Origin of the sequence: Streptomyces pactum, from assembly GCF_002005225.1 — a bacterium.
GTDB lineage: Bacteria > Actinomycetota > Actinomycetes > Streptomycetales > Streptomycetaceae > Streptomyces > Streptomyces pactum_A.
Window position 1 is genome coordinate 2,129,012 of record NZ_CP019724.1, and the last position, 15,241, is coordinate 2,144,252.

Annotated in this window: 10 protein-coding genes; 3 read left to right on the forward strand and 7 right to left on the reverse strand. The window is 69.4% G+C overall.

Annotation, left to right across the window (positions count from 1 at the left end):
• From B1H29_RS08820 to B1H29_RS08830, 3 genes are all read right to left on the reverse strand, one after another.
• Nucleotides 1-3,021 (reverse strand): SNF2-related protein, encoded by a 3,021-nt coding sequence (locus B1H29_RS08820; protein ID WP_055419713.1) that lies wholly within the window; start codon nucleotides 3,019-3,021, stop codon nucleotides 1-3.
• Between the two features lie 104 nt (nucleotides 3,022-3,125).
• Nucleotides 3,126-4,325: a serine/threonine-protein kinase gene (locus B1H29_RS08825; protein WP_055419714.1), complete on the reverse strand. Its 1,200-nt coding sequence runs from the start codon at nucleotides 4,323-4,325 to the stop codon at nucleotides 3,126-3,128.
• 277 nt (nucleotides 4,326-4,602) lie between these two features.
• A complete protein-coding gene (locus B1H29_RS08830; protein WP_159027802.1) occupies nucleotides 4,603-7,323 on the reverse strand; it encodes a CHAT domain-containing protein in 2,721 nt (906 codons plus the stop codon).
• A 281-nt stretch (nucleotides 7,324-7,604) separates the two neighbouring features.
• On the opposite strand from B1H29_RS08830, the gene B1H29_RS08835 reads away from it, so the two are divergent.
• Entirely contained in the window at nucleotides 7,605-8,366 is a 762-nt protein-coding gene (locus tag B1H29_RS08835; protein ID WP_055419716.1) for a DUF6338 family protein, read from the forward strand.
• A 174-nt stretch (nucleotides 8,367-8,540) separates the two neighbouring features.
• A complete protein-coding gene (locus B1H29_RS08840) occupies nucleotides 8,541-8,963 on the forward strand; it encodes a hypothetical protein (RefSeq protein ID WP_055419717.1) in 423 nt (140 codons plus the stop codon).
• Nucleotides 8,964-9,012: 49 nt separating this feature from the next.
• Here B1H29_RS08840 and B1H29_RS08845 read toward each other — a convergent pair whose 3' ends face one another.
• Together B1H29_RS08845 and B1H29_RS08850 are read right to left on the reverse strand one after the other, a co-directional pair.
• Nucleotides 9,013-10,068 (reverse strand): beta family protein, encoded by a 1,056-nt coding sequence (locus tag B1H29_RS08845; protein ID WP_055419978.1) that lies wholly within the window; start codon nucleotides 10,066-10,068, stop codon nucleotides 9,013-9,015.
• Nucleotides 10,069-10,884: 816 nt separating this feature from the next.
• Nucleotides 10,885-11,724, reverse strand: a complete 840-nt coding sequence (locus tag B1H29_RS08850; RefSeq protein ID WP_055419718.1) for a DUF899 family protein — start codon at nucleotides 11,722-11,724, stop codon at nucleotides 10,885-10,887.
• Between the two features lie 402 nt (nucleotides 11,725-12,126).
• On the opposite strand from B1H29_RS08850, the gene B1H29_RS38015 reads away from it, so the two are divergent.
• Complete coding sequence (locus B1H29_RS38015; RefSeq protein WP_159027803.1) at nucleotides 12,127-12,561, forward strand: hypothetical protein; 435 nt, start codon at nucleotides 12,127-12,129, stop codon at nucleotides 12,559-12,561.
• A 379-nt stretch (nucleotides 12,562-12,940) separates the two neighbouring features.
• Here B1H29_RS38015 and B1H29_RS08855 read toward each other — a convergent pair whose 3' ends face one another.
• Nucleotides 12,941-14,491 (reverse strand): sensor histidine kinase, encoded by a 1,551-nt coding sequence (locus B1H29_RS08855; protein ID WP_055419719.1) that lies wholly within the window; start codon nucleotides 14,489-14,491, stop codon nucleotides 12,941-12,943.
• Nucleotides 14,488-15,231, reverse strand: a complete 744-nt coding sequence (locus B1H29_RS08860; RefSeq protein ID WP_055419979.1) for a response regulator transcription factor — start codon at nucleotides 15,229-15,231, stop codon at nucleotides 14,488-14,490. The genes B1H29_RS08855 and B1H29_RS08860 overlap by 4 nt, the downstream gene beginning before the upstream one ends.
• Nucleotides 15,232-15,241 lie beyond the last annotated feature (10 nt).

Below are 15,241 nucleotides of genomic sequence, written 5' to 3' on the forward strand. Positions count from 1 at the left end.
TCAGTTCTCCGCCTGAGCGTCGGACGGGTGGGCGTCGGCTGCGGGCTCGTCGGCTTCGGGGGTGTCCGGGCCGCCGGGGCGGGCGAGGACGGCGAGGACGCGCAGCAGCGGGCGGCCGGTGGTGTGCAGTTGGTCGAGGAGCCGGGCCAGTTCGTCGGCGGTTTCCTCGACGACGCGTTCGCGGCGGCCCGTGACTCCGGGCAGCAGGGAGTCGGTGCGCCACTGGGCGACGTGGGCGCGGTAGGCGGCGAGAGGCTCGCTGATCCGCTCCTCCCACTGGGCCCTTCCCTCGTCCAGGTGGTGGCGGGCCGCGGCGACGGCGGCGGGCACGAGGGTCTGGAGCCGGTCCAGGTCGCGCGGGCCACCGGTGCGGGCGAGCCGGGGGCCGACCTTCGCATCGCGCAGCGCGTCGGCCATGGGCCGCACCTCGGGTGTGCCGGTGCCGGTGCCGTCGGCGCCGAGCCCGGTGACGGCCATCCAGCGGACCACGGTGGGGCGGCCGAGGGCGTTGGAGTGGATGCCCTGGACCAGGAAGACCGGGTCGTCGACGTGCGGCGTGGTGATGACCGGGGCTTCCTGGCGGCCGAACTCGACGAGGACCTTGTCCGTCAGCCACTCCACCACCGGGTGGATGTCGGTGAGGAAGGAGACCTCCGGCCACATGCTGGTGCTGCTGTCCCTGGCCTCGGTGAGCTTGCGCTGCGCGAGGGTGCGGTCGAAGGTGACCAGCATCCGCTCGGCGACGCGCTGCTCCTTGAGGTAGGAGGGCGGCAGGGCCTTGAGACGGTGGAGCAGGTCGGGGGCCAGCGCCGGGGAGAGCGAGAAGTAGGCGCCGCCCTTGGCGTCGGTGCCCGAGGACAGGCCGATCGCGTCCTCGGCGCGCTCCTGGTAAACCTCGTCGAGGGCGGTGGAGACGAAGGCGGCGGTGTCGCCCTCGAAGAGCGAGATCAGCTCGGCGCGTGCGGGCAGCTCCTGCTCGGTGATCGTGTCGACCTGGCCGAACAGGTCGGCCAGCGCGGTGTCGTCGGCGCCGGGAGCGTCGTCCAGGAAGTCCTCGACGGTGCCGCCGCGGACCAGCTCCTTGATGAGCCGGCGCTCCTCCTCCTCGGCGCGGTAGAAACCGGACACGGCCTCGGCGGTGCCGTCCATTTTGTGCGCCTCCTCCTCCCGGTGGAGCAGCTTCTCGGCGACCGTGCGGTCGTCCTTGGCGCCGGGTACGGACGAGGTGAGGATCAGCGCCCGGAACTGGGGCTCGTGCCGCTGCCCGTACCGGTCGACGCGGCCGTTGCGCTGCTCGATGCGGATCAGCGACCACGGGATGTCGTAGTGGATCAGGTGGTGGCACTGGCGGTGCAGGTTGACGCCCTCGGAGGCGACGTCGCCGGTGAACAGCAGCCGGACCGGTGTGTCGGCGAGGCCGAAGGTCTCCAGGACCTTGCCCTGTTCGTCGTCGCTGAGGCCGCCGTGCATCACGGCCACGGCCTTCGCCGTGCCGTCGGCCGCGACGGGGAAGCCGAGCCGGGCGGGGACGACCTCGGCCAGCCACTTGAGAGTGCGGACCCGTTCGGAGAAGACCACGGCCCGTGTGGTGGACCGGGGGCCGACGCCGATCTCCCGCAACTGCTCGACGAGCGAGTCGAGTTTGGCGGAGTCGCCGGGTGCGGTGCCGTCACCCATGCCGGTGACGATGTCCCGCAGCCGAGCGAGGGCGGCCTGCTCGCCGGCAATCGCCGGATCGGGGCGCAGCCCCTTCTCCTCGGCCCTGCGGGTCCTCTCACCGAGCGCGGTGACGCGGTTGGCGACCGTCTCGCCGAGGGCGACGTGCGAGGAGAGGAACGTCTTGAGCAGGTTGTAGGCGAAGACCGCCTCGGTGGCGACCGAGGTGCGGTCCTCGTCGGCCGTGCCGAACTCCGTGCTCCTCGGCGCGGCGGGAATCCAGTGCTCGGCCAGTTCGGCGAAGACCCGTTCCTCTGCCTCGGTGGCGGCACAGTGGAGGGAGACGGTGCGGCCGCGGTCGGGCCACTCGTCGGTGCCCAGCTCGTCCCGGACCTCGCGGCTGATCTTGGTGCGCCGGATGTAGAGGTGGCCGAGGTCCTCGACCGGGTCGTAGTGGTCGCGGTCGGCGATAGCGGCCGGGTCGAGCAGCGAGATCAGGTCGGCGAAGGACCGCTTGTCCCCGTTGTGCGGGGTGGCGCTGGCCAGCAGCAGGGCGTCCGTGCGGGGGGCGAGGATCTCCGCGAGGGCGCGGCGCTGGCTGCCCGGGTTGATCAGGTTGTGGGACTCGTCGATGACGATGGCGTCCCAGCGGATGCGCTCCAGGTGGTGCCGGTACTGGCCGATATTCTTGAGGGTGTCCACGGAGATGATCACGCGCTTGTAGTGCGTGAACGGGTTCCGGCCGGCCGGCAGCTCGCGCTGGATGCGCTGGACGCCGAGCGAGTCGAGCCGTACGAGCGGGATGGAGAAGCGGGTCCACAGTTCGTGCTGGAACTGCTCCAGGATGCTTTGCGGGGTCACGACCAGGATGCGTTCTCCCCGGCCGCGGCGGATCAGCTCCGCGAGGGTCAGGCCGATCTCCAGCGTCTTGCCGAGGCCCACGACGTCGGCGATCAGGACCCGGGGGCGCAGGTTGCGCATCGACAGGGCGAGTTCGGCGGGGCGCTGCTGGTAGACGAGCGGGTCCAGCAGGAAGCCGTCTGCGAGGGCGAGGCCGCGCTCCGACTGGGGCAGCGGGGTCTTGCGCAGGACGGCTTCGAGGAAGAGGCGGCTGCTGCGGAAGTACGAGGAGGTGTCGGGGATCAGGCGGGTCTTCTCCGGATCGAGCAGTTCCACCTCGTCGATGCCGCTGAAGAAGACGGCCTCCTCATCACGCACGAACTCCGAGACGCCGACCGCCTCGATCCGTTCCCCGTCGTGGTCGGTCGTGGTGGTGTTGCGAACCAGCCACTCCTCGTCCCGTACGGAGATCTGCGCCCCCGGCGGAAACCGGGTCCCCTCCTGTGTCGCCCCCTGGTCGGTCACCCGCGGCCCCTTCGTCTTCCCGTGCGTCGTGCGGTCCTGCGACGGCAAGTCTGTCACGGAGGCGGAGGGGTCCGTACGGGCTTCGGGGCGCGGACCGCGGCTACTCAGAAGCGTGCCTCTCGGGCGTACGCGGCGCGGATCCGCTCGGCGATCCTCAGGGGTGCCGAGGGGCGGACGCCGATGGCCCCGCGGCTTCGCGGCGGGGCCCCGCTCTCCTCGGAAACGGTCTCCCGCGGGGCGAGGGAGACGGCGTTCCCGGCTTCCTCGCCGGCTTCGGCGTCGGCGTCATGCCGCCCGGCCCCGGCGGGCACCGACGCGTCCAGCCGCTCCCCGTCCTCGGCCGCCGTCGGGTCGATGGCGCCGGGCGTGTAGGCGTAGGTGTCGGTTCCGGACGCCTGGCCGGGGGGCGGCGCTGGAAGGTGGGGCACGACGATTTCGGGCGTCAGGTCGGTCAGGCGACGCTTGGCCTGGAGAGCGGTCAGCCCCTGGTCCCGGATGGCCCGTACCAACCGCTCGATGACCTCGGGCAGGGCCGGCCGCGCAGTCGGATCCGAGGCCAGCATGTCCGTGATCAGCGGTGCCAGCTCCGGTGGGACACCCGTGAGGTCGGGCGGAGTGTGCGGGTCCTCGATCTTCAGGGCGACGGCCTGCCAGGTCGGCCCCTCGTACGGGTAGTGCCCGGTCGCGGCGAACAGCAGTACCGCACCCAGTGCGTAGACGTCGGCCGACCGGTCCAGCCGGTGCTCGCCCCGGGCCTGCTCCGGCGGCATGCAGAGCACGCTGCCGACGACGAAGCCGGTCGCCGTCAGGGTGGTACGGCGTTCCGCGAGCACGGCGAGACCGAAGTCGATCACCTTCGGACCGTACGGGGACAGCAGGATGTTCGGCGGCTTCAGGTCCCGGTGGAGCAGCCCCGCGTCGTGCACCGTGCCGAGCCCCTCCGCCAGCAACGCGCCCAGGCTGGCGGTCTCGGCGAGCGGCAGCGGACCATGTCCGGTGACGAGCGTGCGCAGGTCCGGTCCGGGGACGTACTCCACGGCGAGCCAGGGCTGGTCCGCGTCCGCGTCCGCGCCCACGAACGCCGCGACGAACGGCCCGTACACCGTGCGCAGACTGTTCACTTCGGACACGAAGCGCGCCCGGGTGTCCTCATCGAGGACCGACGGCTTGATGACCTTCACGGCGGCCTGGTGGCCGGCCGCGGACTCCCCGAGAAACACCTCTCCCATGCCGCCGGACCCGATCCGGCATACGAGCGAGAAGCCCCCGATCTCCCTCGGGTCCTCGTCCCTCAGTGGTTCCACGTCGCCGAAGCCTCCCCTGCGTGACCTGCGACCGCTGCTCTGGAAGGCGGACCGGCCCAGAACGCAGCCAGTCTATGCAAGGCCGCGCGCTGCACGTTCGCCGCCAGGTGCGGACGCCGGGCCCGCTCGCTCAACTCCTGACCGAGGCGAAATACCGCGGCCACACCGTGGCAATTCAGGTCGAGATCCATCACAGCCGGACCGGACACCGCTCTCCTTGAGACTTCCCTCTCCGTGCTGAACAGCACGCGCGAAGCTGCGACCGTGAGCGCGTGACTCAGACGACTCCAGTGATCTTGAATGCGGCCCAGAACAGCGGATTCTCGGCGACCTGCTGGTCAAGGTGGCTCCGCCAGTCCGAAAGTATCGTGTCGATGGCTGATTCGGCGGCGCCCGCCGGACCTGCCCCAGAGGGCACGTGCCACCGATACTCACGTAGGTAGCGGATGGTGTCGGCGTAAGCGCTGTGGGAGTCCAATCCAGCACCGAGGTGTGCGTGAAGCACGGCGGAGAACACGACACCCTGCAGGTCCGTGATGTCCCACAGGGTGGAGATGACCGCTTTCGCGCCGCAGGCGAGGAACGCGGACTCGATGCTGCGCAAGGTCTGCACGGTACGGCCGGTGCCTTCGTGCGTGCCTGTTCTGCAAGCGTTCAGGATGACCAGGTCGACACTGGAGAAGATCCCGTCTGCGAGGATCCCACTGGAAGTGAGCATGGCCTTCCCGAGCGAACCGCCGTGCAGGGCGAGTCCGGCGGCCCAGCGATTCGGGTGGGTCAAGCCGTGTGCCGCGACGTGGACGATCCGGGCCATGGGCATCATGTGCAAAGCGCGGGCCGGAGTCGCCTCCTCTTCCATGACAACTTCCACGCTGTCGTGAAGACCTTCGATCACATGGGCTTCGCACAGTGGGCCGCCAATCAGCTCGAGGCCGGGGAGGTGACCACCGCCGTGTGCCACTACCAGCACCTCGACCACAGCCGCTTGCCGCTGGGAACTCTCGATGGCGGACACGAGTCGAGCCGTAGGGGCGTAGACCACCTGCTCGAAAGCATCGATCAAGGTGGAGGTGCGCGCGCTGCCGAGCGGAGCTGCGTGAAGGGGCAGGAGCTCCAGCGGAGCTGTGGGGCTGAGCACCAACCGACGGACTTCATGGGGCGTAACCGTCTCGATGATGGCTTGTGCCGGCCCACCGCACTCAGTAACCAACTGCTCCAGGTAGTCGTGCCACTTACGTTGGGGGTGATCCGGTGCTTGCCGCGTCCATTCATCGACCGCACCGGCGAGCGGTACGAGGGGAAACCCCTCACACGTAACTAGATCGAAGTGCGAGTGGCCCGCACGGGTCCGGCACACCGCAAGCTGGAGAGTTCCGTACCGGTTGATGAGGTGGACGAACGCACTCTGTTCGTCCACGGAGGGTCTGTCGGAGCGGTCAGTCCATCGTGGCTTGCCCTTCCCATGCCCCGTGGTCGCCCGAAGCAGTTCCAGAGCTCTCTGCCTGTCCTCGGCAGCGGCCTTCAGTTCCGTATCTCCCTCCAACGGACCTTTCCCGTCGAGCAGGTCGGCGGCATACCGAGAGCGAAGCCAGGCGAGATGGCGTGCGGCTGCGATGAAGGACTGGTACTCAGGGGCGTCGGACTCCAGGGCTAGCTCGTCATGAATGTCCTCGCCCTTGGCGGTTTCACAGGTCTGGAAGGCGACCTCTGCGGCCTGGTCCCGGCCCTCAAGGGCGATCCTCTGCCTTATCGTCTGCGTCTCGTCACCGACCAGCCGACGAAGCGCTGCGATCGAGGCTTCCTTTGCCCGGGCGCACACCTCTTCCGGCAGACCGAGCCGGATACTGCCCACTGCCCTGAGCTCACCGTCGCCTACCAGCCGGACGACGCTGAGACGGGCGTACCCAACGGTCGCAAGATGGAGGAGTTCCAGAGCATGTTCCACCCAGGAGAGGGAGTAGGTGTAGGGGGCCCGGAAGGGAGGGTCGGGGTCGGCCGGATGTGCGGGGAACTGGAACCACAGTCTCAGACCGTCATCGTAGTCTTCGACCCCGAAGCCGTACCGTGTTGGCGGCTCCATCAGCATTCGCACGGCCGCCATATGCGCGTCCGTCTCCACTGTGGCCAACCAGACGGGGTGAGGACCTGCCTGCCTGTGGAAAAAGCGGGTACCGCACGTGATGATTTCCTCGGCCATCCAATCGGGCACCGAGGAGTCCCGGGCGACGGAATCCGGTTGCCATAATAAAGCGTCGTCTGGGTCCAGTTCGGCTCGATGCAGGCCCCAGCCCGCCCGAAGGCACTCCTCGCCGTACCGTTCATCCTCCGTCATGGGCGTGAACAGCTTGACCTCTTGTGCCGTCAAGTGAGAGGCCATCTGGCCCATTCGGGCATCCCACGCTTCGAAATCTCTGCGTAAACCCATCAAGAGGTGCGGCGAAAGACCCCGGACACGCTGCACAGTCTCTTCTAGATCGACGCGGTGGTACCAGCGTTTCAGAACCTCCGTGAGCTCCGGTCTGTCGGCCAGCCCTGGCCTGGTGCTCAGGAAGGCGTCTGGGAGGGTGATCTTCATCAAGCCTCTGGTGACGAGGAACTGCGTGCACCCCCTCGCCGTTCCGGTGGCGGACTCGTGCAGGAGATCCGTAGGCAGGAAGGTGAAGGGGTCCTCCGTGTTGTCCAGGACGGCGTCTACAACCCGGTCATCCTCAAGGCACCAGACTGCCTTGAGCTCGTCGCGGACCTTCTCCTGTGGATGTGTCGACAGTCGGCGTCCCGCCCACAACTCGATCAGCAAGGCGTGCAGTCCGTACACAGCCCACCACTGTTCCCACGGCACGCCGCCCTTGCGGACCGTGCGGAGGACCGGCATGACAAGGTCGCGGGCCACCACCGATCCGGGTACTCCTGGGAGGACGAGGCCGGTCGATCGAAGTCGATCGCTAATGGTCTGTGGAGAGCGGCACTCAATGTCGTCCGTCGCGACGCGGGTCAGCACAGTGGCGAGTGTCAGTTGATCATCCGCGACCCATGAGGGGAACATGTCGGAGCGGCATGTCTCGGGCCTGAGACCGTGACAGACCCGAGCTGCGAGACTGTCAACCCACGTAGTGCGTAGGCGCAGCAGATGGTCATGCATCAGTTGTCCCAGCCTCCCCAACAGTGGGCAATCATCACGCCAGTATGTCTGTGGTACCTGCAAGTCATCCTGGGATCAGGCGACATTGGGCCATCAGGTCGCGAGGATCCTGCACCCGCTGTTCGGAAGGGCATACGACGATGCCGCACGCGCCCACCACAGTCACCCAGGTAGTGATCGTTCTTCTTCTGGTGCTCCCCGGCGTGACCTACCAGTTCGTCCGCGAACGCGCCCGTGGCCCGGTCCCGGGTCACAGAGACCTCGGAGAGCGCATACTCCGAGCCGTGACCGCGGGTATCGCTCTCGACACCCTCTACGTCCTGCTCGCCGGCCCATGGTTGGTGCATCTCGTCTACGACCGTCGCCGGGGCTGGCTGACCGGCGCGGCCGACAACCCTCGCGTCGCCGCGCTGACGGCGACGACCCTGTTGATCGTGGTGCCGGCCGCTGCCGCCTGGCTCACCTCATGGCTGGGCTCGCGAGGAAGCCGGTCCACCTACGACCCGACCCCCACCGCATGGGACAAGGTCTTCCAGCGCAGGAGCCACTGTCTGGTACGCGCCCGTCTGAAGAGCGGCCTCTGGGCGGGCGGGTACTACGGGGAGCGGTCCTACAGCTCTGGCTATCCGGAAGCCGCAGACCTGTACTTGCAGACCGCATGGGCCATGTCCGGCGCCGGATCCTTCGAACGTCCACTGCCGCGTTCCGGCGGAATCTATATTCGGATGGATGATGTGGAGTTCCTCGACTTCATCGAGGTACTTCCCGGGGCCGAAGAAGGGGACACGGCAGGTGACCGAGACACGACCACAGTTGGACCCCAACGGGAAGAGGGGGTACCGGCCCGTCGGCAATCGGCCCGAGCCGACTCAAGCTCCGCCGACGCCGGCTCCGACCGCTGAGCCGGACAACGGCGCCGGCACGGCCGACGAAGAATGACGCGGCGCTCAACACCCCGCCCCGGACCAGGCACTGGGTCGCGAGCCAGGTCGACCTGTGGAACGTGGCGGTCACCCGGGCCAAGTCGCAGCTGCTCACCGTCGGCAGCCTCGCGTTGTGGCAGGGAGCAGAGCGGCTTGCCGGCCCTCCTCCCCGCACGCTCGGCGCCGCTGGAAGCGGGCGACGACGGCGCTCCAGCCGAAGCGGGCACGCCCGGCCCTGCGGCCGAGGCCCGCGAGGACCTCGCCGACCGCCTGCAGCGGTACCTGACCGGACGGGGGATCACCGATCTGGAGCGAACCGTGCTGGTGGGCGGGCACCTGGTGGACCTGCTGTTCACCGACGCCGGCGAGAATACGGCGGTGCTCAACGACCCTGGACCGAGACCCAGCACGGACCCCGCGCGGTACCTCCGGCTCCTCCACGCGCGAGGTGACCTGCTCACCGACCTGCCCTCCGGGGGCCACGGCGCCAAACCCTGCCCGGTGAGCCGGACTGTGTGGGTGCCCGCCTGGCGGATCCTGTCGGGCGAGCACGCGCTGGCACCGCTGATCGACTGAGCCGCGCGCAGGACGGCCGGGGTTCCTCGGAGCCTGGCCGACGGCCCGTTCAACCGTCGGACAGGCTCCGTACGATGTGCGTCATGTGCTGAAGGTTTCCCGCCTTCAGCCACTCCGTGGGCCCGCCCACACCCTCACTGCTCGTGAGCGGGCCGTTCGCACAGTCACTCAGCCACTCCTCACCCGGCCCGGCCCCAGAACCCCGAAATTCAGCCAGTTCGATGATCCGGCGGGCCGCGGCGCGGTTGACGGCGACCCGGTCCGGCCCTCGGGTCAGCGTCTTGACGACGAAGTACGCGCTGTCGGTCGTGTAACGGAGCGCCCCCCAGGGTGGGCCACCCTTCCTCCCTGGCGTCGGGGCCTGCGCGAGAGCGCCGGGGGGCTGCACTCCGTAATCGCCGTAACCAAGCAGCGGGACGTAGGCCCGCCCCGTCGCGCGCACCTCGTGCCACATGCGCCACTCCGCCCGCGACGCCTCACACGATCCCTCCTCCAGCATGTCGGCGGTGGCCCGCGGAAAGCCGCCTCCGAGCAGGGCGGCGCTCCGCCAAACGGCCAAGGGCATCAGCGCGTCGAGGGTGCGCAGCGCCTCTTTGCCAGCGTCGGGCCGGTCGTCGAGGACCGCGCCCATGTCGACCAGCAGATGCAGGGGCATCTCCGGACCGGTCAGCGCGAGCAAGCCCCGGACGCCCTCCCCGAGGCGGCCGTCCCACTCCCCCGTGACCCGCACCCGCACACCCAGGCCGCGCAGGCAGCGCCGGGCCGTCTCCACGGCCCCCGCCTGCTGCTCCGCGGTCCTCTCCGGCCCGGTGACCGGTCGCAGCCATCCCAACTCGCAGTAGACGGCCAGCGCTTCGGCGAGGGCGGCAGCCTGAGCGTCCTCACCGAAGGGAGCGTCGATCCATCCGCCGTGACGGCTCACGGCACTCACCCGATCGACGTACGTACCGATCACCGTACCCAGCGCCTCCGGCAGCACCCCGGGCAATGGCGGCAGGTTCCACAGCGGCCTGATCACGGCCCGGACGTCCGGCCAGAGCCGCCGGAAGACCCCGGCCGCGTGCGGCTTCGTCGGCAGAACGGGAACGTAGAGCGGTCCGGACATCGCGGTCCCCCTCGGCACCGTCCGTGCGCATCCCTTCCCGCCAGGGTCCATACACCTCGGAGCAGTTAAAAAGAGGGCGATTTCGGCCCGCGTGGCCGATGCGGGCAAGTACCTGGTGAGGGTGTGACGCGAGTGTCCGCTTCGTGATGCTCGGTGGTCGGTCAGACCGCTTGAAGGGTGGTCGGCCATGAGCAAGGGGAGTCCCCTGGGACTTTTCTGGGACTTCCGGCTGCATCAACAGGCACGAACGTGAAGCAATCGAAAGCCCATTCGCGCAGGTCAGCGCCCCGTGATCGACTATCACTGCAGGTCATGGCGCTGGCCGGTCCCTCCCGGGACATCTGAAGCTCGGAGGGAAAGCAGCGCGAAACCCCTCCTGAACTGCACAGATGCGGGGCAGGGGGGAACTCGCAGGTGCCCCTGGGACTTTCCTGGGACTTCTGGCCGGGCCGAGCGCGGAGTTTCTGAGTGCCATGCACGTCACGTGACCCGCTCATCGGAAAGCGGTCAGGTCGCGGCCGCCGCGCCCCACCACAGCGGCGACCTCCAGTTCGAAGCCGAAACGCTCCGCACCCGGCGTCATCGGCACCGGCCCGCAGCCCATCACGGCGTAGGGGCTGGAGAAGTAGGAGACGGCCGCCTTTAGCGGATCTCTCGGCGTGTTCCTGAAGGCTCAGCTCGTGCGCCAGGATGGAGCGGTGGCGCGCGATCACCGGCGCTCGCCCGGTGCCCCTGGTCCGCGCGGGCGCCAGGTTCGGAACCCGGGCCCTGGTCGAACGCGAGGAGGCCGCTGCTGCCTGGTCACGCGTCACACGATCAGTGGCAGTGATCGGGCTCGGTCGCCGGGCCGGTGCCGGTGGCGCCCAGGTCATCGGAGCGGTCGGCGTCGACGCGCGGCCACTGCGCTGTGGGACGCCCACCCGGCCACTCCCACAGCGGCGGCCAGTCGGGAGCCCCGCCCAGGGTCCGCGTGGCCTGCCCGAGGCGCGGCCAGCCTGCCGGTGAGTCCTCCCAGTCCTCCTGACGCCCGAACACCGTAAGATCCATGAGCGCGTAGCTGTAGTCCACCGCCTCGGCCCCGCGACGCTTGGTCCAGAACGTCTCGAAGACACGGTCGCCGTCGCGCAGGTAGCACACCAGGTGGAACAAGCCGAGCTCCCGGCCGACAAGAAGCGACTCGAGCGAGGGCTGGGCGGAGTACCACGGCATCGCCCAGCCCATGAAGGCGCGGTAGCGCAGGCTCTCCTCGTACGACGTCTGCGCATCCCCGTAGCCGTAGGCCGTGTTCCGCCCCTGACAGAACACGGCGAAGGTGATGTCGCGTGAGTGCAGATAAGCCAGCTCGCCCACGTGGCTCATCACCCAGGTACAGCCTTCGCACTGCTCAGCGGCCGGCCGGCCGGGCCACCACATGAAGTAGTAGGCGATCATCTGACGTCGCCCTTCGAACGCGTCCAGGAGCGTCATGGGGCCGTCCGGCCCCAGCAACGGGCTGTCCGCGGCCACCTCGACCATCGGGAGCCTGCGGCGTGCTGCGGCGATCGCGTCGCCTTCGCGGGTGTGGGCCTTCTCCCTCGCCCGCAGCCCCTCCAACTGCTGCTCGAAGGTCGCGCGGTCGACGACCGGCGGCTGCTCCTTGCTCGGGTTCCCGGACATCAGCGGCTCCTGGGATCGCTTCGTTGCGACTACGGGTCACTCCTCAGCAACGTAGTCGCAGGTCGGGATCGCCGTCATGCGCGATCCGACCTGGCTCTATCGTCTCCGAACATGCCAGCGACCGCTGGGTGGGCTGGCGTACCAACGCCCCCTGGTCCCGCGGTTCGGGCTGGCGCGCAGCTCGAGAAGTCGAAACTCGTCGAGCGGCCTGAGAAATCAAGAGCAGAGCAACGGAAGCCCCCATGAACGCCGTGCGGCCCGTACCTACCACAGCTAGCCCGCTGGCCCCGTTCGGGCGTCGACCGTCAGGCTTACGGCGCCGTGTATTGCGCGGATACGATGCACTCCGCGCTCAGGCTACTGCCAAGCGGGGAGCTTCACTCCATGGGAAAATCAGCGCGGGTGCTGGGCTGGGAGTTCACCCGAACGGCTCGCGAAATGAATGAGCTCCTCAAGCTCCACGGGTACCTGTACGGAAGCCCCGGCGCATATGGGCTCACCGAGAAGGGGCAGCAGTACGCGGAGGAGAAGTACCACTCGCGTGGCACTGGCGGTTACGCACAGTACAACCCCAGCTGGGAAACGCGCACCTGGAGCGACGAGACGGCGGAGGCGCTCAAGGCTGACATGAAAGCCGACCCCGGAAGCTTCGACGCAGGAGACTCTCCCACCGAAGAAGAGGACACTTCCCCGTGCGAACCATCATCGGACTGCAGCAGCAGTGGTGATGACGACGTCTCTCAGCCCAGTTGGAAAGGGTCGGCAATCGGAGGAGTCGTAGTGAGTGCTCTTCTCAGCGCTCCTCATGTCAAGCCGAGGCCGACGTTCTGCCGCTGAACCCTCGGATGCGATGAGTTCGTTACCGAGTGCAAGGGCTGAAGGCTGCTCCTCCACGGGGAGGTGGCGGCGCCTTCTGCAACTTCTCTGGGACTTTCGGCCGGTACCGAAGGCTCCCGGTCGCTGCGCTCTTGAACCGGGCGTCACTGAGCACTCAGAGCGCCGAGCCGCCCGGACGCGGTGCGCCGAGGATCCTGGTACCTGCTCGGCCTCGCCGGATCCACATGCCTCGCGCGGGGAACGTGCTCTCGCTCTCCGCCTTGGGGCATCAAGCGCTCCGGGGAAGATACTCACCGGCTCCGGGCACGCTCACGGAACCCGAGGCACAGGACAGCCCGCAAGCGTGAGGCGCGTGGTCCGGCGCCCCTTGTCGTCCGCCTCACGCCTTCCCGTCGGCGATCCCTCGGTATGACGGGTCGGGCAGTGGGAGCTCGATGCGGAAGGTGCAGCCCTGGCCGGGGGCGGTGTCGAGGGTGATGCGGCCGTCGTGGGCGGTGACGAGGGCGTGGGCGATGGCGAGGCCGAGGCCGGAGCCGCCGGTGGCGCGGGTGCGGGAGTCGTCGGTGCGGTAGAAGCGGTCGAAGACCCGTTCGCGTTCGGTGGGCGTGAGGCCGGGGCCCTCGTCGGCGACTTCGATGACGGCCCGGCCGCCGACGACGCCGACGCCGATTCTGATGGGCGTGCCGGACGGGGTGTGGAGGACGGCGTTGCCGATGAGGTTGGTGACGACCTGGCGCAGGCGCGCTTCGTCGGCGACGGCGGGGGCAGTCGCCGGCTTGCCGCCGCCGGGGCCGGTGAGAGCCACCGGGCGGGTGGCGTCCAGGGCACGAACGTCATGGAGGGCGTCGGCGGCGAGGGTGCGCAGGTCCATGGGGGCCAGGTCGAGGGCGAAGGCCGGTGCCCGGTCCGGGCCCGCGTGCGCGGTGTCCTCGTCTAGGCGGGCGAGGAGGAACATCTCCTCGACGAGCCGGGCGAGGCGTTCGGACTCCTCGGCGATCCGGGTCATGGTCTGGTCGAGGTCGTCCCGGGTGGGCAGGGCGCCCATGCGGTAGAGGTCGGTGTAGCCCTTGATGCCTACGAGGGGAGTGCGCAGTTCGTGGCCGGCGTCGGCGAAGAAGCGTCTGGTTCTCGCCTCGGCCTGCGCCCGGGCCCGGAAGGACGTGTCGATCTGGGCGAGCATCTGGTTGAGGCAGGCGGTGAGGCGGCCCACCTCGGTGTGCGGCGCGGCCAGTTCGGGGACGCGGTGGGAGTAGTCGCCGGCGGCGATGGCCGTGGTGGTCTCCTCGATCCGGGTCAGCGGGCGCAGTCCGGAGCGGACGGCGAACCAGCCGGCGGCGGTCAGGAGCGCGAGCAGGGCGGCGCCCACGGTCAGTGAGAGGTTCCGGGTCGTGGTGACGGTGCGGTCGACCTCGTCGAGGGAGGTGGCGACGAGAACACTGCCGCGGGTGTCCTCCCGCCCGGGCGGGAAGACCTGCGCGGGCTGGGTGAGGGCGATGACCCGCCAGTCGTGGTCGCCGTCCCGGGCGCTCACGGTGAACGGGCGGCCCTCCCTGGCGAGGACGGCCTCGCGGTCGAGCGGGGGGAGTTCGGGACCGCCACCGGGCGGCGCGGTGCTCGCGTCGAACGCCCTGCGGGTGGTGCCGTCGTCGTCCAGGTAGGTCACGGTGGTGTCGCCGAGGACGCTCAGCGTCCGCACGCTCGGCGTGGTGCCGGTGCCGGCGGGGGGTGCCAGTCGGGCGGCGATCTGGCCGGTCAGGACGAGCCGGTCGTCGACCCGGTCCTGGAGGTAGCCGCGCAGGGCCGTGGTGACGGTCATCCCCGTGCCGAGGAGGCCGACGGCGACCAGGGCGATGGACAGGCACAGGAGGCGGGCACGGAGGGACAGCCGGCTCGGCCGCCCGCCGGTCGGCCGCCAGGCCCGGCGCTTCACGGCCGCGGCTCGCGGATCACGTAGCCCACGCCCCGGACGGTGTGGACGAGTTTGGGCTCGCCCGTGTCGACCTTGCGGCGAAGATAGCTGATGTACGTGTCGACGATGCTGGGGTCGCCGCCGAAGTCGTACTCCCACACGCTCCGCAGGATCTGGTTCTTCGTCATGGTGCGCCCCGCGTTGGCCACCAGGAAGTGCAGGAGGCGGAACTCGGTCGGGGACAGCCGTACGGTGCGGCCGGCCCGGGTGACGTGGTGGCTCTCGGGTTCGAGCACCAGGTCGCCGACCGCGAGCCGGGCGGGCTGCTCGCCTCTGGTACGGCGCAGTACGGCGTGGATGCGGGCGATGAGCTCTTCGAGGTCGAAGGGTTTGGTGACGTAGTCGTCGCCTCCGAGACGCAGGCCGTGCAGCCGGTCCTGACGGTCGTCCCGTGCGGTGACGAAGAGGACCGGCACGTCCCCGCCCTGGCCGGGAAGGGGTGAGCGGGGCTGGGCCCGCAGGCGGCGGATGACCTCGAAGCCGTCCATGTCCGGGAGCATGACGTCGAGCAGGACGAGGTCGGGCGTGCGCCGCGCGGCCAGGTCGAGGGCCTCCCGGCCGGTGGCGGCGGCCTCCACGTCGAAGCCGGCGTAGCGCAGAGCGGTGCGCAGCAACTCCCGGACCGTGGGCTCGTCGTCGACGACCAGCAGGTGGTTGGGGCGACCCGCAGAGTGGTGCGAGGGGGGTGTCGGTGCCGCCATGGTGGGGATC